Source organism: Sporosarcina siberiensis (assembly GCF_042681925.1).
GTDB classification, from domain to species: Bacteria; Bacillota; Bacilli; order Bacillales_A; family Planococcaceae; genus Sporosarcina; species Sporosarcina siberiensis.
Genome location: NZ_JBHUGI010000032.1, coordinates 431688 through 450385 on the forward strand (window position 1 = coordinate 431688; position 18698 = coordinate 450385).

Annotated in this window: 18 protein-coding genes; all 18 read right to left on the bottom strand. The window is 40.1% G+C overall.

The features are described from left to right. Positions 1–8 precede the first annotated feature (8 nt). On the bottom strand, positions 9–731 hold the full coding sequence (locus ACFSFY_RS13025) for a DUF881 domain-containing protein (RefSeq protein WP_381538681.1): 723 nt from the start codon (positions 729–731) through the stop codon (positions 9–11). Further along, the gene (locus tag ACFSFY_RS13030) at positions 712–1500 is read right to left on the bottom strand and encodes a cell division protein FtsQ/DivIB (RefSeq protein ID WP_381538683.1); all 789 of its coding nucleotides are present in this window, start codon (positions 1498–1500) and stop codon (positions 712–714) included. The genes ACFSFY_RS13025 and ACFSFY_RS13030 overlap by 20 nt, the downstream gene beginning before the upstream one ends. Before the next feature lie 15 nt (positions 1501–1515). After that, positions 1516–2610, bottom strand: a complete 1095-nt coding sequence (ftsW, locus tag ACFSFY_RS13035; protein ID WP_381538685.1) for a putative lipid II flippase FtsW — start codon at positions 2608–2610, stop codon at positions 1516–1518. Positions 2611–2644: 34 nt separating this feature from the next. Then, positions 2645–3994, bottom strand: coding sequence for a UDP-N-acetylmuramoyl-L-alanine--D-glutamate ligase (murD, locus tag ACFSFY_RS13040; RefSeq protein ID WP_381538687.1), 1350 nt, complete (start codon positions 3992–3994; stop codon positions 2645–2647). Then, complete coding sequence (gene mraY, locus ACFSFY_RS13045) at positions 3995–4975, bottom strand: phospho-N-acetylmuramoyl-pentapeptide-transferase (RefSeq protein ID WP_381538689.1); 981 nt, start codon at positions 4973–4975, stop codon at positions 3995–3997. It abuts the gene before it with no gap. Between the two features lie 69 nt (positions 4976–5044). Next, on the bottom strand, positions 5045–6958 hold the full coding sequence (locus tag ACFSFY_RS13050; protein WP_465270269.1) for a penicillin-binding transpeptidase domain-containing protein: 1914 nt from the start codon (positions 6956–6958) through the stop codon (positions 5045–5047). A 57-nt stretch (positions 6959–7015) separates the two neighbouring features. After that, positions 7016–9223, bottom strand: coding sequence for a penicillin-binding protein (locus ACFSFY_RS13055; RefSeq protein ID WP_381538691.1), 2208 nt, complete (start codon positions 9221–9223; stop codon positions 7016–7018). Beyond that, positions 9220–9591 carry a cell division protein FtsL gene (gene ftsL, locus ACFSFY_RS13060; RefSeq protein WP_381538693.1) on the bottom strand — a complete coding sequence of 124 codons (372 nt, stop codon included), beginning with the start codon at positions 9589–9591 and terminating at the stop codon, positions 9220–9222. Before ftsL ends, ACFSFY_RS13055 begins: the two co-directional genes overlap by 4 nt. A gap of 16 nt (positions 9592–9607) precedes the next feature. After that, positions 9608–10540, bottom strand: coding sequence for a 16S rRNA (cytosine(1402)-N(4))-methyltransferase RsmH (gene rsmH, locus ACFSFY_RS13065; protein ID WP_381539078.1), 933 nt, complete (start codon positions 10538–10540; stop codon positions 9608–9610). A 43-nt stretch (positions 10541–10583) separates the two neighbouring features. Further along, positions 10584–11015 (bottom strand): division/cell wall cluster transcriptional repressor MraZ, encoded by a 432-nt coding sequence (mraZ, locus tag ACFSFY_RS13070; protein WP_381538694.1) that lies wholly within the window; start codon positions 11013–11015, stop codon positions 10584–10586. Between the two features lie 205 nt (positions 11016–11220). Further along, the gene (gene bshC / locus ACFSFY_RS13075) at positions 11221–12837 is read right to left on the bottom strand and encodes a bacillithiol biosynthesis cysteine-adding enzyme BshC (protein ID WP_381538696.1); all 1617 of its coding nucleotides are present in this window, start codon (positions 12835–12837) and stop codon (positions 11221–11223) included. 85 nt (positions 12838–12922) lie between these two features. Beyond that, the gene (locus tag ACFSFY_RS13080; protein ID WP_381538697.1) at positions 12923–13312 is read right to left on the bottom strand and encodes a DUF3397 domain-containing protein; all 390 of its coding nucleotides are present in this window, start codon (positions 13310–13312) and stop codon (positions 12923–12925) included. A gap of 116 nt (positions 13313–13428) precedes the next feature. After that, positions 13429–14970 carry an acyl-CoA carboxylase subunit beta gene (locus ACFSFY_RS13085; protein WP_381538699.1) on the bottom strand — a complete coding sequence of 514 codons (1542 nt, stop codon included), beginning with the start codon at positions 14968–14970 and terminating at the stop codon, positions 13429–13431. A 57-nt stretch (positions 14971–15027) separates the two neighbouring features. Continuing rightward, on the bottom strand, positions 15028–15243 hold the full coding sequence (locus ACFSFY_RS13090) for an acyl-CoA carboxylase biotin carboxyl carrier protein subunit (RefSeq protein ID WP_381538701.1): 216 nt from the start codon (positions 15241–15243) through the stop codon (positions 15028–15030). Further along, the gene (locus ACFSFY_RS13095) at positions 15244–16599 is read right to left on the bottom strand and encodes an acetyl-CoA carboxylase biotin carboxylase subunit (protein WP_381538703.1); all 1356 of its coding nucleotides are present in this window, start codon (positions 16597–16599) and stop codon (positions 15244–15246) included. A 93-nt stretch (positions 16600–16692) separates the two neighbouring features. Beyond that, on the bottom strand, positions 16693–17466 hold the full coding sequence (locus tag ACFSFY_RS13100; protein ID WP_381538704.1) for an enoyl-CoA hydratase/isomerase family protein: 774 nt from the start codon (positions 17464–17466) through the stop codon (positions 16693–16695). A gap of 417 nt (positions 17467–17883) precedes the next feature. Continuing rightward, complete coding sequence (gene rpmF, locus ACFSFY_RS13105; protein ID WP_381538706.1) at positions 17884–18057, bottom strand: 50S ribosomal protein L32; 174 nt, start codon at positions 18055–18057, stop codon at positions 17884–17886. 25 nt (positions 18058–18082) lie between these two features. Then, on the bottom strand, positions 18083–18616 hold the full coding sequence (locus tag ACFSFY_RS13110; protein WP_381538708.1) for a YceD family protein: 534 nt from the start codon (positions 18614–18616) through the stop codon (positions 18083–18085). Positions 18617–18698 lie beyond the last annotated feature (82 nt).

Sequence of the window (18698 nt, forward strand, 5' to 3'; positions counted from 1 at the left end):
TCTTCTATTTATCCTTCATTTCTAAGTGCTGATAAATTTATTTGTTTTAAGTGTTCAGTTGTGACAACGATATTATCCAAAATAAGCCCATCGATAACACCGCCTCTTAAATAAAGAGAATCCAACAGTACTTCTGCATCCCCAACCGCTTCAATAACAAAAGGAGCTGGAAAAGTTCGACCATCCACTGTTATGACTGGTCCTGTACATTTGATGTTTGAGCTCGCTGTTATCCTTTGACCATTTATCGAAAGTCCCTGTGCTCCAGAAATTCTTAGTTCATTTACAACTCTAAGAATGTGACTTTCATGAACGATATAGTCATTTGGATTTTGTTCAACTGGGTCATATTCGGCATCTTTTAATACTACTTTGACACCTTGTCCAACCGCAGGAACAACACCAAGCAGCAAGCGAAGATCTTTCGCTTCTTTCACTAGTTCTGCGTGATCTTCCTCACTCGTAGAAAAAGAGTGTTCATACGACTGAATATCTTCCTGCTTGGCGGCGATTTCATCAGTTAATTCTTTGTTTCGCTCTTTTTGCTGACTTAATTCTTCTCGATACTTTTCTTCTTGAATGAATGTTGTGGATCTGGAAATATCATTTGTTTTGTTCTTGCCAAGTGTATTATACGAAAACGCAAGCATGAAGCCCAACACGAGAAACACGAGCGAGAAAAGTATATGTCTACCTCTTTTTCGGTAATCCTCACTCATCTTCTTCGACAATGACCTCATCCTCCTCTTCTGGTCCATACATTTTACTGAATGGCGTGAAATATGTACCTACTTCCATATCGATAACGCCCTTTTCAACGTCATTTAACTGAGCTGTAATGTCTGGGTAAAATTCCATGCTTTCTGCAAATGTCGGAATAATTGCTCGTACTTCGTATCCGTCATCCATATATACAATTAAACTTTCCATATCTTCATCCGTACCCGAAAACAGGATTTCAGAAATCATATGGTAAACTTCTACTTCCATTTTAACTAACTGCTTACTCAGTTGTTTGCGAATTTCTACGTCAGAAAAACCAAATAGAACAGGTATTTCATCTTCAGGTACAATCGTTTCAGGAGTGAATAATTCCCCATTTTCCATTAACAAACTGTATTGACCTTTCTCTTCAACGTAAGCGATAGTTCCCCATTCCGAAATTTTAATTTCGATATCGTGAAACCACTTCCGAGTAACAACAACCTTTTTCACAACTTCAATTTCACTAAGAGCCTTTTCAACAGCATTTTTCTTGAATCCCCAGAAAGGCTCGTCCTTTATTAGACCACTTTCATTTATATAAAACTCTTCTTCATAAAGGTTTGCACCGCTAATGGTCACTTTGTTTATTCGACTTAGCGGTGACTGGAAATAGAGAATAATGAGAAGCGCAATAATGAAGATGATGATGACAAACAAAAACTTCTTATTTGTTGTTCTCCTTCTCTTCTCGCGCATGGAGGGTATTCGCTCTTCTATATCAATTACTTTATCCATAAAGACCCCCTCCATTCATCTCATTTTTTGTCTACTTGCAAAGTGTAAAATAACGCCCGCGGCCATCCACGTTGTCATTAGTGAAGATCCACCATAACTGATGAACGGTAATGTGACACCTGTAACCGGCAATAATCCGGATACAACTCCTATATTTAAAAACGTTTGAAAAATCAACATAGAGGACATTCCGGAAACAATTAGAAAAGGAAAGTTGGCTTCCGTACGTATTGCGATACCAAACGCAGATATAAGTAATACAGCGAAAAGTACGATGACAAACGTTGCCCCTATGAATCCAGATTCTTCAGCAATTATTGAAAATATGAAATCGTTTTGAGGTTCTGGTAAATACAAATACTTTTGTCGGCTATTCCCGTATCCATGACCGAACAAACCACCAGGAGCAATTGCGAATATCGACTGTATGCCTTGAAATCCAGTTCCAAGAGGATCGTTCCAAGGATCGATGTACGATTTAATACGGTCTAAACGATAGGGCGCCGCCGCAATTAATGCGATAAAAGCCGAAATTCCAGCTGCACCAATAAAAGCGAAAAAACGTAAAGGATAACCTGAAATAAACAATACTGTGAATGCAGAAACAATCATAATTACGGTAGATCCTAAATCAGGTTGAATCATGATGAGTCCCGCTGGAAGTAGTATAAGCCCAATATGTTTTAGACGTATATGCCTTTTTCCTTCACGCGCAATTTGAACCGCTGTCGCAAGCTTGCCAATTAATGCAACTTTGACAAATTCTGCGGGTTGAAGACTAAACGGACCAAACGCAATCCAACTTTGTGAACCGTTTCTGGAGGCCCCTATTCCCGGAATAAGAACTGCCACAAGGAGTAGTATTGAGAGCCAATAAACAACTGTCCATGTTTTCTCATTGGATGTGAGTGGACTTTTCATAATGAAAAAAGCAATTCCTACCGAGACAACCATATAAATGAATTGCTTAACTATGAACGGGGAGGAATCAGCGTAACGCACCGCCCCCCAATACGAACCTGCAGAATGGACAAAAGCTAAGCCAATCAAAGAGAGCACCGCCGCTGAAACAATAAATGCGATTTTCAACTTTCCTTCCAGTTTACGCATCCTTCCAGTTTATAGCATCAAATGATTACAATTGTTACAAGGACATAACAGCTTCAATAAATTCATTACCGCGAACTTCAAAACTAGCGTATTCGTCCCAACTCGCACAGCACGGGGACAACAAAACGGTATCTCCCTCAACGCTTACTAGGTCAGCTTGCCTTACTGCATCTACCATGTTTTCGGCTAGAATGATTTGCTCTACTTCACATGACGCAGCAAATTCAGCAAATCTCTTTTTTGTTTCCCCTAACGCTATAACCGCCTTCACGTTCCCCATAAACGGCCTTAACTCTTCGAACGAGTGACCTCTATCTAGACCGCCAGCGAGCAAGACAGTGGGTGTCTGGAATGCAGCAAGAGCACTTTTAGTCGCTAGTGTGTTCGTAGCTTTGGAATCGTTATAAAACTTTCGACCTTTTAATTCTTTGACAAATTGCATTCGGTGCTTCACACCCGTGAACGAGCTCAGAACGCTTTCAATTGGTTCTTTATCGCAACCGGAGAGAATCGCTGCAGCTGTTGCTGATAATATATTTTCAAGATTATGTTCTCCGGGCAATTTTATAATTGACCGACTTACATAAGGTTCTCCGTTCCAGTAAATCATCGATTCATCCGCAGATATCCCTTTTTGCTGCTTCCCTTTTAAGGTGAATGGTATTTGTATAGCATTCGATGTTAATGCAACTTCACGAAGCACTTCTTGATCGGCATTATAAATAAAATAATCTTCCGAAGTTTGGTTTTTCAAAAGATGTGCTTTCGCTTTTACGTATTCCGCAGATGACCCATGATAATCGAGATGTGAATCATACACATTCGTCCAAATCGCAATCTTCGGACGGAAAGAATCCGTTCCTAGTAATTGAAACGACGAAGCTTCCAAAACAATGATGTTTTCTTTAGTTGCAGTTTCTGCAACAGCACAAGATACAGTTCCTATATTTCCGGCAATTAGAGGCTTTTTCTTTGCAACATTCAACATATGGTATAACAATGTCGTAGTTGTTGTTTTTCCATTCGAACCTGTAATGCCGATAATCGGCGCTTCACTTATCCTTGAAGCGATTTCAACTTCAGTCCATACCGGTATTTCTTTTCGAATGGCCTCTTTAATCACTGTATTTGTATAAGGAATTCCCGGATTTTTCACAACAAGCTCAAATCCTTCATCTAGAAGCCCATCTGGATGGCCTCCACAAATCACATGTATCCCCTCGGATCTAAGTTCTGCAATTTCCTTACTCCCTTCATCAGGCGAAGAGTCGTTCACTGTTACAACAGCGCCAAGAGATGACAGTAATTTTGCAGCGGCAAACCCACTTTTTGCGAGGCCGAGTATAAGGACTTTTTTCCCGAGAAATTGTGTCGTATCTTTCACTTACATCACCTCCAGAAGTACTGGGATAATCGCTGCTATGAAAGCAACTCCCCAAAAAACAATGACGATTTTCCATTCGGACCAACCCGAGAGTTCAAAATGATGATGAATTGGACTCATTTTAAATATCCGTTTTCCGGTTAATTTAAAACTGATAACTTGTAAAATTACCGAAGCTGTTTCAACTACATATACAATCCCGATAATAAACAAGAGCAGTTCTTGTTTCATTAACACAGAAACCATCGCCATCGCTCCACCAAGCGCAAGCGATCCCGTATCTCCCATAAACACATGTGCTGGCTTTAAATTGAATATTAGAAAACCAAGCATTGCGCCGGATACAACAAAAGCGAACATCGCAATATCAAGTTGCGCAAGTGTATCATTACTTATTGCTAAAACACCAAATGCCGCAAACGCAATCGATGATGTACCTGCAACAAGTCCGTCTAACCCGTCTGTTAAATTAACTGCATTTGAAAAACCAACGAGCCAGAAGATTAAGAACGCAACATAAAAGATGCCGAGTTCAACTTTGAAGTCTGTGAACGGTAATGCGACCGTTGTATCAAACGAACCTAGTTTTAATAAGAAAAATGCAGCGACTGCAACAAGTATTTGCCCGATTAGTTTTTGCAGTGAAGAGAGACCATCGTTTTTCTTTTTAACGACAATAATAAAATCGTCTAAAAACCCAATTACTCCAAATCCTATTAAAACGAGAAGGAGGACAATCGTCTGCGTCGTCAGTACTTCGAATATGTATGATAAGGCAAGGGTTGAAATAATAATAGAAAGCGTGAAGATCAGCCCACCCATCGTTGGTGTGCCCGCTTTTTTCTGATGGGTTTTAGGGCCTTCTTCACGAATACTTTGCCCGAACTTCATTCTCCTAAGAATCGGTATAATCAAAAATCCTAAAACGATTGAAAGGGTAAACCCTACAGCAATCGCAATGAGCGTGGTAGTGAGTGTCATGACTATTTCTCCTTCTATTTTCTGAAACAAAGACCTTTAAAAGCCTATGCCAGATTTCGCTTTTAAATCTTAATCTGTGTACACATGAATAATATCATCTACTGTTATCAGAGAGTCAATTGCAGGTAACTGGTATTTTACTCTTTCCCCTTTACCATGCCATTCAATTTGATATGAATGCAACTGAAGACGCAGTTGTTCTTTAGTAAATCCAGTAAGGTCCGGAACACGATGCGTCAAAGCATCTCCCCAACGATACTCTTTCTCGATCTGACCTTCTCGCTTATTAATCCCTAGAAGTGGTGCCGCCTCTTCAATGATTCGCCCAACAATTGGTGCTGCAATCACACCGCCAAACTGTATGGAGTTTCTAGGATTATCAATTGCTATATACACTAGAATCTCAGGATCATCTGCAGGTGCGAAGCCAATGAATGAAACAATATAATCACCATCTTTGTAACGACCGTCTTCAACCTTTTGAGCAGTTCCTGTTTTACCGCCAACACGGAGCCCCTCAACAAAAGCATTACGCCCCGTACCGTTCGCAACTACCGACTCCAAAGCTCCCCGGGCTAGTGCAGATGCTTCTTCACCGATTACTTTCCGTTTCAGTTCAGGTTCAAACGTACGTGATAAATCTCCTTTATCATCCGTTATTTTATTGACAATATAAGGTTTAAATAGATTCCCACCGTTAATGACCGCAGCGACCGCTTGCACTTGTTGGATCGGAGTGACTGAAATCCCTTGCCCAAATGCAGTTGTTGCTTGCTCTACAGGGCCGAATGCTTTCTCTGAGAAAAGAATCCCTTTCGACTCCCCCGCAATTCCAGAATCCGTTAGTTGGCCAAAACCAAAATCCTTAAGATACGATGATAGTTTTTTTCCACCAAGTCTCTGACCGATTTCTACAAAGCCAGGGTTACAGGAGTTTTCTACAACTTCCATAAACGTCTGGTCTTTGTGGCCAGCCCTTTGCCAGCAACGCAACCGTGCATTCGCAACCTTCACAAATCCAGGGTCATAAAATCGATCATTTTCAAGGTCAACTACCTGTTCTTCGAGTCCGGCTGCAAGTGTAATGATTTTAAACGTGGAACCCGGTTCAAATGTCATCCAAACAGGTAAATTCCGATTATAAATGCTTGGATCGACGTCCTGATAATTCGATGGGTGAAATGTAGGTAATGAGGCTAAAGATAGGAGTGAACCCGTTTTAGGATCCATTACAATGGCTAACGCCTGAGCAGCATCGTATTTCTCCATCGCCTGCATGAGTTCCCGTTCCACAATTTCTTGGATACGTAAATCGATTGTTAATTCAATAGACGCTCCTTGCGAGCCCTTATTAAAACCGTCATCGACATGGGGCAATGGAATACCTTTAGCGTCTGTAAATAGGCGAATTTTATCTCCAGTTCCTTGCAGAAATTCATCGTAAGCATATTCAATTCCCGCCAAACCCTGACCATCATAACCTGTAAAACCAAGTAATCTTGATAGCAATTCACCATTCGGATAATGCCTTACAAAATCTACACCCGTATACAAGCCATCAATTTGGAGTTTTCCTATTTCATCGGCTTGCTCTTTTGTGATGTTTTTAGCTTCTGGGGCTAATTTCACCATATACTCTTTTTGAGACATTTTTTCCTCAAGAGCTGTAGGATCGGTTCCGAGTATTTCGGATAGAGCAATTGCAGCAGATTGTATGTCGTCATTTTGAGTAGGCATGAAATATAAAGTCGGTGCAAGCCTACTCCCCACAATTAGTTTACCATTTCGATCTACAATATCCCCTCGCATACCGCCAAATGGAATTTCTCGATCCCAATTCGCTTCCGCTCGTCCTTTTAAAAGTTCATGATCAATAATTTGCATATAAAACAACTTAACTAACACCATTCCAAGGAAGATGAGGAAAATGACGAATACCGCCCTTAACCTCTTTTTAGACTGTAACTCGATAATTGTCCGCAGTATCGATACACCTCTCGTTTTTCTTTAAACGTATGAGATGAAGCGGTCAGCTATTCGTCAACCACCTACAATACTTTCTTCTTCCTCGTCAATTTCAACTTCTTTATAAATTTCTGAAGGCTCTTGCAAGTTAATAACAACAGGGTCTTCGGGTCCTATAACACTCCCCGCGGATAAACCTTGACTTGTTACATATCCATTACCGTTTATTCGAATATCGAGTCCCGATAACATTTTATATGAAAGAACCATCTTTTTTGACCATCCCGTAAAGTCTGGCAAAGAAATCGGACCTTCCGATTTTAATATGACTACGGTTCCCTCCGCAAGCCTTACCCCTTCTTTTGGATACTGGGAATTTATAACTTCCCCGTCACCAATCACTACAGGAGTAAAACCATCTTTTGCGAGCAGCGAAATTGCCTCTTCAGAACTTTTCCCTGTAAAGTCACCTAAATGAACTGTTTCCTTTGTTTCGATTCCTTCTGGGACAATATTCATATACTTTAAACTGTTTTCCATAATGGAATTAAATAGCTTTGAAACAGGTTCGGAACCCGCTTGACCTGCTTTCAATTTAGGGTGTTGGACAATTATATACGATAGGAGTTCCGGGTCTTCTGCAGGCACCATTCCAAGAAACGAATATAGATAGTTAGATCCGCCTGCTAAGTATCCACCCGACGCTCCGGGGATTTCAGCAGTACCCGTTTTACCGGCTACTGTATAGCCATCTATCGCAAATCTTCGTCCGGTTCCGTGATCCGATGTAACAGTAGACGCAAGAATCTCTCTCACTTCTTTTGCTGTTTCCGCAGAAATTGGACTCCCTTTTTCAATAGGTTTTTCGTCTTGTACAATTTCATCCGTATTTGGATTTGTAATTTTATCGATTACATAAGGTTGCATCATAATGCCGTCATTCGCTATTGCCGTTGCGGCTTGAAGCATTTGTAGCGGAGTCACTGTTGAACCCTGCCCGTATGTCGTCGTTAAACGTTCACTGGGATTTTTATCTAAAATAATTCCAGGTACTTCTTTGGGTAAGCTGATTCCAGTCTTTTGTCCGAAACCAAAACCCTTAATATATTCTAAAAACTTCTGATCACCAATTCTCTCAAGCAAGTAAGCCATTGAAACGTTAGAAGAACGTTGGAAACCCTCTAGGAAAGTAATCGTTCCCCACCCCGTCCGATTTACATCTCGAATGGTTTTATCATAGATTGTGTATTGACCTGATTTAAAATAAGCCATCGGGTCCCACTTTTTTTCTTCAATAGCAGCTGCAATCGTAAACATCTTCATAGTTGAACCGGGTTCTACTGTATTCTCAATCGCATCATTCAACCAGTTCGCGGTCAGTCCTTCACGATTTGAAGGATTAAAGGCTGGGCGCTGACTCATAGCCAAAATTTCACCCGTTTTCGGATTAACGACCACAGCGAGCATTTTATCTGGCGAATATTCATCGTCCACACGTTTCATCGCATCTTCTACAAAGTTTTGAATTGTTTTATCTAGTGTCAGTTGAATTTCAAAACCATCTTGAGCGGGTTGTATTAACTTTTCAGATTTTGGAAGAACGAATCCCCAATGATCTGAATCGAATTCAACCTTGCCATCCGTTCCACTCAACTCTTTATTGTATGTTGCTTCAAGTCCCATCTTGCCTACAGTATGAACATTCTTATCTTCATCTTCTTCTCTTAAAGTAAATCCTACAAGATAGGATGCAAAAACACCATTTGGATAAAACCTTTTCTTATCTTCCACAAATTCAAGTCCTGGAAGTTCCAACTTTTTCAGAGCAGCAACCGTTTCATGACTTAAATCACGTCCGGCTTTACCAAATTCAACTTGATATTTCCCACTTTCAGAATACTCAAGCATGTGGTCAAGGATGAATGATTTTTCAAGCGGAATATACTCTGCTAGTATTTCCGCAGTTTTTTCATAATCCACAACATGCCTGTCCCTCTTAGAACCTTTTGGCGTTGCATCTTCACTTAAAATAGCAACAAGTCGGTAACTTAATGTATCAGAGGCAATTAACTCACCGTTTCGATCTACAATCGTTCCCCGATCCGCTTGGAGTAAGGATTCTCGTGCATACTTGGCCTCAGCAAGAGAAGACATGACTTTCCCTTCCGCTTCGCCTGTTATCTGAATATATACAATCCTTCCGAATAAAAGCAAAAAGAGCCCTCCAAAAGCTAAAAACATCAGAAAGGCTCCCAATTGGAAACGAAATTTTTTCTTCTTCATTGTCCAGACACAACCTTTACGTTGTTTTTATCTAGGTCCAAACCAAGTTCCTTCGCTTTCTCCCATACGCGTTCATATGTGGATTTTTCTTTCACCTCAATCGCTAAGTCCGCATTTTCTTTCTTAGTTTCCATAATACTTCTATCGAGTACTTGAACTTCACGATTCACGTCATTTATTTGTGCTTGTGTATGCAAAATCATCGATGAAAATAAAACGAGGATTGTTGAAAAAAGCACGAATATTAACTTCTCACCAGAAGATACTCTTTTACGTAAAGGTTGTTTCTGTTGTTGTTGTTGAGGTATATCATGTATTTCTTGTTCACGTATGTATGAAGATACTATTCTTCTTTGCTCTAATGCCATCGTTCAACATCCCCCTTTATATTTTCTCGAGTATTCTTAGTTTTGCAGATCTTGCTCGTTTGTTTGTTTCCACTTCATCATCACTTGGAACAATCGGTTTACGTGTGATTAGTTTTGCTATTGGTTCCATCCCTTCAGGAATGATTGGCAAATTGGGCGGTAATTCAGGCAGTGAAGACGCTTCCTTGAATAGCGTTTTACACAGACGATCTTCAAGTGAATGAAAGGTAATGACACTTAGACGTCCACCAGAACCGAGCAATGTGATTGCATCCGATAAAGAATCTTCGGCAGCACCTAATTCATCATTTACTGCGATTCGAATTGCTTGGAATACCCTTTTCGCTGGATGTCCACCAGTTCTTCTTGTTGCAGCAGGTATACTTGTTTTAATGATTTCAGCAAGTTCTGCAGTTGTACGTATCGGAGCTTCTTTTCGAACCTCTTCGATTTTCCGTGCAACACGTTTAGAAAATTTCTCTTCACCATATCTAAAAAAGATACGTATGAGATCTTGATAGGACCATTCATTCACAACTTCGTAAGCAGTAAGAGGGGCATCCATATCCATTCTCATATCGAGAGGAGCGTCTAAATGATAACTAAACCCTCGTTCTGGAGTATCCAGTTGTGGTGATGAAACACCAAGATCGTACAGAATTCCATCCACTTTCGTAATTCCTATTTTTTCTAATTCTTCTTTTAGAAATCTAAAGTTTGAACGAATAAAAATAACTTGCTCAAGATGGTCTTTTAATCTTTCCTTTGCCACTTCAATAGCTGTTGAATCCTGATCGAAACAAATAAGTTTTCCTTGTGGAGATAAGTGTTTTAAAATCTCCATGCTGTGGCCTGCGCCGCCGAGCGTGCAATCTACATAAATACCATCGTCTTTTATATTTAAGCCATCGACGGCTTCATTCAGCAACACTGTCGTATGATTGAATATGTGGTCCGCCTACTTTCTAATTATTAATAGTTGTTTTTCACTGTTAAAAGTCAAAGTCTATAATGTTTTCCGCGATTTCATTGAACGATTGCTCTGAGTCGTCGTAATAGACTTCCCATAGTGGTTTAGACCATATTTCAATACGACCCGAAACACCGATTACAACACAATCCTTCTCTACTTTCGCGTAGTTTAATAAGGATGATGGAATATTAATGCGCCCTTGTTTGTCGAGTTCGACTTCTGTGGCTCCAGAAAAGAAAAACCGAGTAAATGCGCGAGCATCTTTTTTGGTTACGGGTAGAGCTTTCAATTTTTCTTCAAGCAATTTCCATTCATCCATAGGGTAACCGAAGAGACAGTTATCAAGTCCACGAGTCAACACAAAACCAGCACCTAAATGTTCCCTAAATTTAGAAGGAACAATAAGTCTACCTTTCGCATCTACGGTGTGCTGATATTCTCCCATAAACATACTCTTCACCCCACTATATAAAATAAATGTACCACATCCCCCCACATTCCTCCACCTGTTTTATAATAAAGTTATCGATATGACTGAAAATGTGTCTATAGTACTTGTTACATTGAGATTTCTATGGGCATACATCCGGAAACAAAATACAAAAAACACCCCCGCCCGCACTATTGTGCTTGCAAGAGTGTTGCTTTAATTGTTGTCAAAGATAGACGATCTTATGCGTCCCATCCATTTTAAATGGCAACTCGAGTAAATCACGAATGAGTGTCGGTCCGTAGCTATTCAAATATGCGTACGGAGTATACATTCGTTCTTGTAATGAACCTTCAGGGAATAATTCAGATTCTATAATTCCGAACGTCCGAAGTAATGCATCGTGTTTGATATATATATTTTCTTCTGACTTCTCTTTTAAATAATCCAACTGGCGCTCATGAAAATTCAAGTTTTTTTGTAAGAGCTCTATGAAATTCGTATCTTCTTTATTGATGAGTTCACTTAATTTATCGTATTGCTTTTCAATCATTTCATTTGTTTCATCCACTGCATCATTGAACGCGTCATCCCGCAAATTATCAATGACCTCTTCTCTTACCGCGATGACTTCTCCAGATAGGACATCACTAAAAGACAATGATTTGGAATCGAGAGCCTGTTTCGTTTTTGAAGTAACAAGTGTTATGGACATTCTTGGTACGATGATTGGCATTTTCATTTGCAAATGATGAAATGCTTCCTTTAAAACTGCCCAGTAAGCAATTTCACCAGGACCGCCAACAAAAGCGAGTACTGGAAAAACGAAATCTTGCATTATAGGTCTTGTCGCCACGTTATTACTTAGAAGCCACGGCTCCTGTTTTGCAATTTTAAGCAGTTCTTCCTCCGTAAAACGAATTCCCGCACTTTCATTTATAAAGCAATTATTTTCTCTTGTCAGTAAAACACGACCTGTTTCATGAATAAAGAATAAATTTGCCCCATCGAGCTGTGCATTCATCGGAGTCCCAAATCCAGCTGATTCGAATTGCAGTTCTTTCTGATGAATCACAGAAGCAATTTTTTCCGACTCATTGATCAGTTGGCTGAAATACTCACTTTCCATTTCCCGAAGTGGTTGATATGCCGAATCCAGAAAGAGTAAACCTTCATCTTGAAAAAGACCGTTCATCAGTCGTACAAAAAAACCGGTGAATGTGGATTCTTTTTGTAACGCTTCAAGAACTTCAGCTAGTAATTCTTTTGTATAAATCGTTTCACCATATGTGCCAAATATCTCTTTAACGAATTCGGCCATTTCATCCTGTTTATAAGTCGCGTCCGATGCCATTAGCTTTAATATATATTTCTCGCGATACTGTTTTTTAGATATGCGATAATCAGCAACTGTATTCACATGATTTATTTCATTCAAATCATGATCTTCTCCAGCGACCCAAAAAACAGGAACAACAGGTATTCCTAATAATTCACGTTGCTGCTTCGCAAGCAATAGGACAGAAATCGCTTTATGTACAGAATATAAAGGGCCTGTCAGTAAACCAGCTTGTTGCCCACCAACAACCGCAACTCCGTTTACTGCAAGTTCGTCAATATGTTTTTTTGCTGCATCGGAAATTCCGAACGGCTTCATAAATGAGGATAATACTTCTTTTAACGCGCTTCTTTGAAAGGATCTTTCCGAAAGTTCTTTATTCCGTATGAAAAATGAACTTTCTTCAACAGTGTAATCAAAATACGTATGTACAAATTCAGGATCATTCGTATAAGACTGCATTACCTTGTTTTTTTCGGGTAATGTCAACATTTCTAAGTTCATTTTTCATGCCCCTTTTTGACAATTTATCTTTACAGAGTATAGCATTTCTAAAGGTTTTTTTGAAAAATATACGCTTATAGTGTTCTCAATTCAGAGAGTCCATAATTTTTAATACCATTCCAATGATCAATAATATAAAATAGGCCGCCGCCAGAATTAGAAATAAAAGTCTCCATGTCTTGCGTAAAAGACGAACAATCTGAAAATCCTTTACTTTGAATCTTTCTAGAAATGCATAGACAATCGTTATAACAATTGCGATTACTGCAATATATACTCCCACACCTTTATCAAAAATTGCACGAAAAATAATATAAACTGCCAAAAACAAAAACGGCGTTGTAAGATCTGCAGCAAGCCCAATAACAGTTACCGGTGCTCTACCCCTTCTACGAAAGAATATAAGTATAAGAAATGTCAGTAGAAATGGAAAGACGATTAAAACTCCAAGCAAAACGGAGATAACTGTACTCATGGTTATTCCTCTTTTCCATCAATAGAACAACATATAGGAAGACACTAACCCCTATGTGATTAGTGTCTTTGATTATATTGTACCTACAGTTTTTTACGGTTAAATGAACAGCCGATTTACACAGGATAGACCGGATGCTTACGAGGCGGTTGTGGAACATTTTTTGTACTATAATCATTAAAACGTTCGATAAGTACATCTCTTAAACTAGATGGTGCGATAATCTCATCTATAATCAATTCGGACGCTAGTTTATAAATATCGATTTCCTCGGTATATTCCTTATGCTTTTCCTGAACAAATGCAATACGTTCTTTCGGATCTTCAATGGCTTCAATTTTATTGGAATACACTGCATTGACTGCCGCTTCAGGTCCCATTACAGCAATTTGTGCAGTCGGGAGCGCGATGCATACGTCAGGTTCAAACGCAGGACCAGCCATTGCATAAAGTCCAGCTCCATAAGCTTTACGAACAATTACAGATATTTTTGGAACCGTTGCAGAACTCATCGCCATAATCAGTTTCGCACCGTGACGAATAATCCCCGCACGTTCCACACTAGTACCGATCATGAAACCGGGTACGTCCGCTAAGAATAGAAGCGGAATTGAAAAGGCATCGCAAAGTGTAATGAACTTCGCTGCTTTGTCTGCCGAATCGACAAACAAGACGCCGCCCTTCACTTTGGGCTGATTTGCAATAATACCAACAGGACGACCATCAATTCGGGCTAATCCTGTAATGATTTCTTTTGCGAATAATTTCTTTACATCGAAGAAACTTCCCTCATCGACTAATGCATCAATCGCTTCGTACATATCAAAAGGAGCATTCTGATTTTCAGGAATGATTTCCTCAAGAGTGCGTCCAACTTTTGCTGCCACAGCCTCTTTTAATGGAGCTGCTTCTGTAAAGTTCGCCGGAAAGTATTCTAAATATCGACGCGCTTCGGCAATTGCTTCTTCCTCATTCGCGGCAAGCACATCTCCGCATCCACTAATCGAACAATGCATACGAGCTCCACCCATTTGCTCAAGTGTCACTTTTTCACCAATCACTTTTTCAGCCATTCGCGGCGAACCTAGATACATCGATGCATTTCCATCGACCATAATGACAACATCGCAAAATGCCGGTATATAAGCTCCACCTGCTGCGGAAGGACCAAACAAGACGCATATTTGTGGAATAAAACCCGATAGTCTTACTTGGTTATGGAATATTTTACCCGCACCTCTGCGATTTGGAAACATATCGAGCTGATCTGTAATTCGTGCTCCAGCCGAATCGACTAAATACAACATTGGCACGCGCATTTTTTCAGCAATTTCTTGAATTCGTATAATTTTTTCTACAGTACGAGAACCCCAAGAACCAGCCTTTACGGTAGAGTCGTTTGCCATCACACAAACCGTTTGACCATTTACTTTTCCAGTTGCCGTAACAACTCCATCCGCAGGTAAGTCCCCTGCTTCATAGTTTGCAAATCTGCCGTCTTCAGTATATTTTCCACCATCAAACAGCAACTCTAGTCGATCCCGAACAAATAACTTGTTTTGTTCTTTTAGTTTTTCATGATACTTCGGATGTCCCCCAGAAAATATTTCTTCCAACTTTTTTTCAAGTACTTTATTGTATCCCGTATTGTTCGGCATTCGAATTCCCCCTTTTACTAATACCTAACTTCAAACAAAATTCGTACTTGGTACGCTTTATTCTCCGAGTGTTACTACAACGTCACCTTCGTTAACAAAATCGCCAACTTGTGCATTGATTTCAGTTACTTTACCGGATTCTTCTGATTCAATAGGAATTTCCATTTTCATTGATTCTAGAACCATAACAACCTGTCCTGCCTTAACTTCGTCCCCTATTGCTACATCTACCGTAAATACTGTTCCTGCCATTGTTGATTTTAATTTCGTCATTTATTTTTCCTCCTTTTGATGTTCGGACCATTGTGTTAATACCGCTGTAGTATAATTTCCTTTTTGAAAGCGTTCAAAATCAAGAAACTCTGTAAATAAAGGAAGGTTTGTTTTAAGCCCCTCTATTTTTACTCCTGCAAGGAATGTTTTCGACTTCTCAATCGCTTCCTCACGAGTCTTCGCATGGACAATCACTTTTGAAATGAGTGGATCGTAAAACGGCGTTACCTGATTTCCTTCAACATATCCAAAATCTACTCGAACTCCATCTGTGTTTCCCCAATCCATCTTATGTAAGGGTCCAGGCGACGGCATGAATTTAATTGGATCTTCTGCATAGATACGGAATTCAATTGCATGGCCATCAGACTTAATCTCTTCTTGAATCGTAATAGGAAGGTCGTTGCCTTTTGCTACTTCAATTTGCCATTCAACTAAATCTAACCCGGTTATTTCTTCCGTAACAGGATGTTCTACTTGTAAACGCGTGTTCATTTCAAGAAAGTAGATTTCATTTAATTCATCTACAATAAACTCTACTGTTCCAGCATTTTTATACTGAACCGCTTTTGCAGCATTAACTGCCGCAGCATGGAGTTTTCCACGTGTTTCCTCAAGTAGTTCCGGTGAAGGTGACTCTTCAATAACTTTTTGATTGCGTCTTTGTACTGAACAATTACGCTCAAAGAGATGCACAACATTTCCACGATTATCGCCAAAGATTTGCACTTCAATATGACGAGCATTCGCAATATATTTTTCAAGAAAAACAACATCGTCTCCAAAATAGATCTTTGCGCGTTTTTTTACGGTTTCAAAATTCTGACTGAGTGCTTGCTCAGTTTCACAAAGCACCATTCCGATACCTCCGCCACCAGCGCTCGCTTTAAGCATAATTGGATAACCAATTTCCTCAGCGAACCCTATTGCATCTTCTAATGTGGCTATGCCTTCATTCGTTCCAGGAACAACTGGAACACCAGCCCCCTGCATCGTTACGCGAGAACCAATTTTATCGCCCATCTTTACAATTGTATCGGCATCTGGCCCTATAAATTTAATACCTGCAGCTTCAATTTTTCGAACAAAGTCTGCATTCTCCGACAACAGCCCGTACCCTGGATGAATTGCATCCACTCCATTTTCTAAAGCGATGCGAATAATCTCTTCTGACTTCAAATACGACTGTTGAACCGGTGGTGGTCCAAGTAAAAACGCCTCATCTGCTTCGTGTACGAAAGGCATGTCCTTATCCGCTTCCGAATAAACAGCAACTGTCGCAATCCCAAGGCGTTTACAAGTCTTCATTATTCTCATTGCGATTTCCCCACGATTCGCAATTAAAATCTTTTTCATAATTCAACCCCCAAATTAGATGATCGTAAAAAACCCATCCCTATTAGTTTAAACGATAGATGAAAACGTTTTCAAGCTTTGTTGTAAATAAATTTAAATCTTTGAAGATGTTTGACCACTCAAAAAAGACTCTACCGCTTTATGATGTGCTTCATTTTCCCATAAAATTGAACATTGACGTGCTTCTTCAAACATTCGATCACGCATAAAGTCCGCTGTCCACTTCCGAATCGCAACTTTCTTATATGCACCATGAACAGATTTATGAATTTTGGACATTGGTGTAAGAAAGTTTTTCAGGCCATTCTCTGCAGTGCCCTCGTAAATTTCAGTAGCCCATTCCATTTCAAGCAACTCATCCGCAGAAAGAACTTTTGCTTCCGATAAGAATCGAAAAACACGGTCATGTTTGCCGTCCTTTTCAAACAACAATGTAGCCCCGCCCCAACCGGTTGTAATCGCAAGTGTTCCTTGTATAAATCCAGCCTTCGCAGTGCTTGATACGACCCGATAATCACAAGCCATTGCAATTTCACAACCACCGCCAACAGCGGAACCGTTTACTAAGGCGATTGTAGGTATTGGCAGCGTGGCTATTTTATATAAAATTCCTGCCATTCTATTTAACATCGGGAGTGTTTCTTCAGCTGTTTGTAATTTGTGAAATTCACTTAAGTCCCCACCCGAACAAAATGCTTGGTCACCTGCGCCTGTAATAACAGCGAAAGCAATTTCAGGACTCTTCTCTATTTGTTCAATGAATTCTTCAAACCCGTTCATCACTTCTGCGTTGATAGCGTTTCTTTTTTCAGGGCGATTGATTGTAAAAAGAGCAATTTCGTTTTCAATGGTAATCGTATAGGTCAAGTGAATCCCTCCGAATAGTTAGTCAAATGTCTGTATTCATTATCCATGACTGGTTCTATGATTGTCTATGTAAACAACTATAAAATATATGGTGGTGAACAAAAAATCCTTCTTCACGCTGATTTCCGTTCCGACCGGACGCTTTCTGCTGTCGAAGAATAAAAACCATTCTTCTTAGGGCCGTGCGTCGAGCCTCCTCGTCGCGAAAACCACGCTCCTGTGGGGTCTCGACTGTCACGCTGATTCCCGCCAGAGTCGCCGGTCTGCACTCCAATCAGCTAAGATTGTGTTCAAGATAAAAGCTCAATTGAATTTAAAGTACTATCTAGTTGGAACGAAACCCCTGTGTTATTTATTTTTTAATAGAAAAAGGCCACCGAAGCCATGGTCTTCGGTGGCGTTAGTAGCAGAATAGAATTATTCAGCTATGATTTCTTTTCCTTTGTATTGACCGCATGATTTACAAACACGGTGAGATAGTTTCATTTCGCCGCAGTTATCACATGTCGTCATGCCTGGAACTTGCAATTTATAATGCGTCCGGCGTTTTTTTGTTTTTGTTGTTGATGTTCTTCTTTTTGGTACAGCCATCTTCGGCACCTCCTTACTATATTACCTATTCGTCTTGCTTGTCGAAAAAGTTTGCTAATCCAGCTAATCTCGGATCCACTTTTGTTTTTTGCTCTTCGAGGAGCCGAGCATTGTATTCCTCGTCAGTTACATACGACCAACCTTTTCCATCAGCCTGTTTCATTTTGTCGGCATTTGCGCCAAAAACTTGAAGGGGTACTTCAAGGAGGACGAGCTCCTCAAATACAGGTGTTAGAACAACGAAATCACCTACAACAGGATGAATTTCGTCATTTGTTGCCAATACCGTCTCATCCCAGCTGAATTGCTCAACCGATTCGATAACAAACGGATAGTCAACATCTTCCCAAGTTCGGGAACAAGGTAGAATCATTGTACCTTCGAGTCGGAATCGGCACGTGATATCTCTCGGACCGATTTTACAACTTCCGGTGACCTGGATAGGCTTGATGCTCCGGATTTCCGGGTTCCGTTTCTTAACGGAATCAAGGTTGACCACTTCGTCAAGCGGCATATCTCCTTGCCTGTATCTTTGCAATTGATTGATGGACCATTTCATGCGATCACCTCAAGACAACATTCTTGATTATATAATGTGCGAAAAGGGATGTCAAGACAATCTCTTGTCACATCGTTAGCCA

Coding starts and splice junctions, on each gene's coding strand:
- ACFSFY_RS13080 (WP_381538697.1), bottom strand. CDS start 13,312: ATGAGTACAGTTATCTCCGTTTTGCTTGGAGTTTTAATCGTCTTTCCA.
- ACFSFY_RS13030 (WP_381538683.1), bottom strand. CDS start 1,500: ATGGATAAAGTAATTGATATAGAAGAGCGAATACCCTCCATGCGCGAG.
- bshC (WP_381538696.1), bottom strand. CDS start 12,837: ATGAACTTAGAAATGTTGACATTACCCGAAAAAAACAAGGTAATGCAG.
- mraZ (WP_381538694.1), bottom strand. CDS start 11,015: ATGTTTATGGGAGAATATCAGCACACCGTAGATGCGAAAGGTAGACTT.
- ACFSFY_RS13055 (WP_381538691.1), bottom strand. CDS start 9,223: ATGAAGAAGAAAAAATTTCGTTTCCAATTGGGAGCCTTTCTGATGTTT.
- mraY (WP_381538689.1), bottom strand. CDS start 4,975: ATGACACTCACTACCACGCTCATTGCGATTGCTGTAGGGTTTACCCTT.
- ACFSFY_RS13110 (WP_381538708.1), bottom strand. CDS start 18,616: ATGAAATGGTCCATCAATCAATTGCAAAGATACAGGCAAGGAGATATG.
- ACFSFY_RS13095 (WP_381538703.1), bottom strand. CDS start 16,599: ATGAAAAAGATTTTAATTGCGAATCGTGGGGAAATCGCAATGAGAATA.
- ftsW (WP_381538685.1), bottom strand. CDS start 2,610: ATGCGTAAACTGGAAGGAAAGTTGAAAATCGCATTTATTGTTTCAGCG.
- ACFSFY_RS13090 (WP_381538701.1), bottom strand. CDS start 15,243: ATGACGAAATTAAAATCAACAATGGCAGGAACAGTATTTACGGTAGAT.
- ACFSFY_RS13085 (WP_381538699.1), bottom strand. CDS start 14,970: ATGCCGAACAATACGGGATACAATAAAGTACTTGAAAAAAAGTTGGAA.
- ftsL (WP_381538693.1), bottom strand. CDS start 9,591: ATGGCATTAGAGCAAAGAAGAATAGTATCTTCATACATACGTGAACAA.
- rpmF (WP_381538706.1), bottom strand. CDS start 18,057: ATGGCTGTACCAAAAAGAAGAACATCAACAACAAAAACAAAAAAACGC.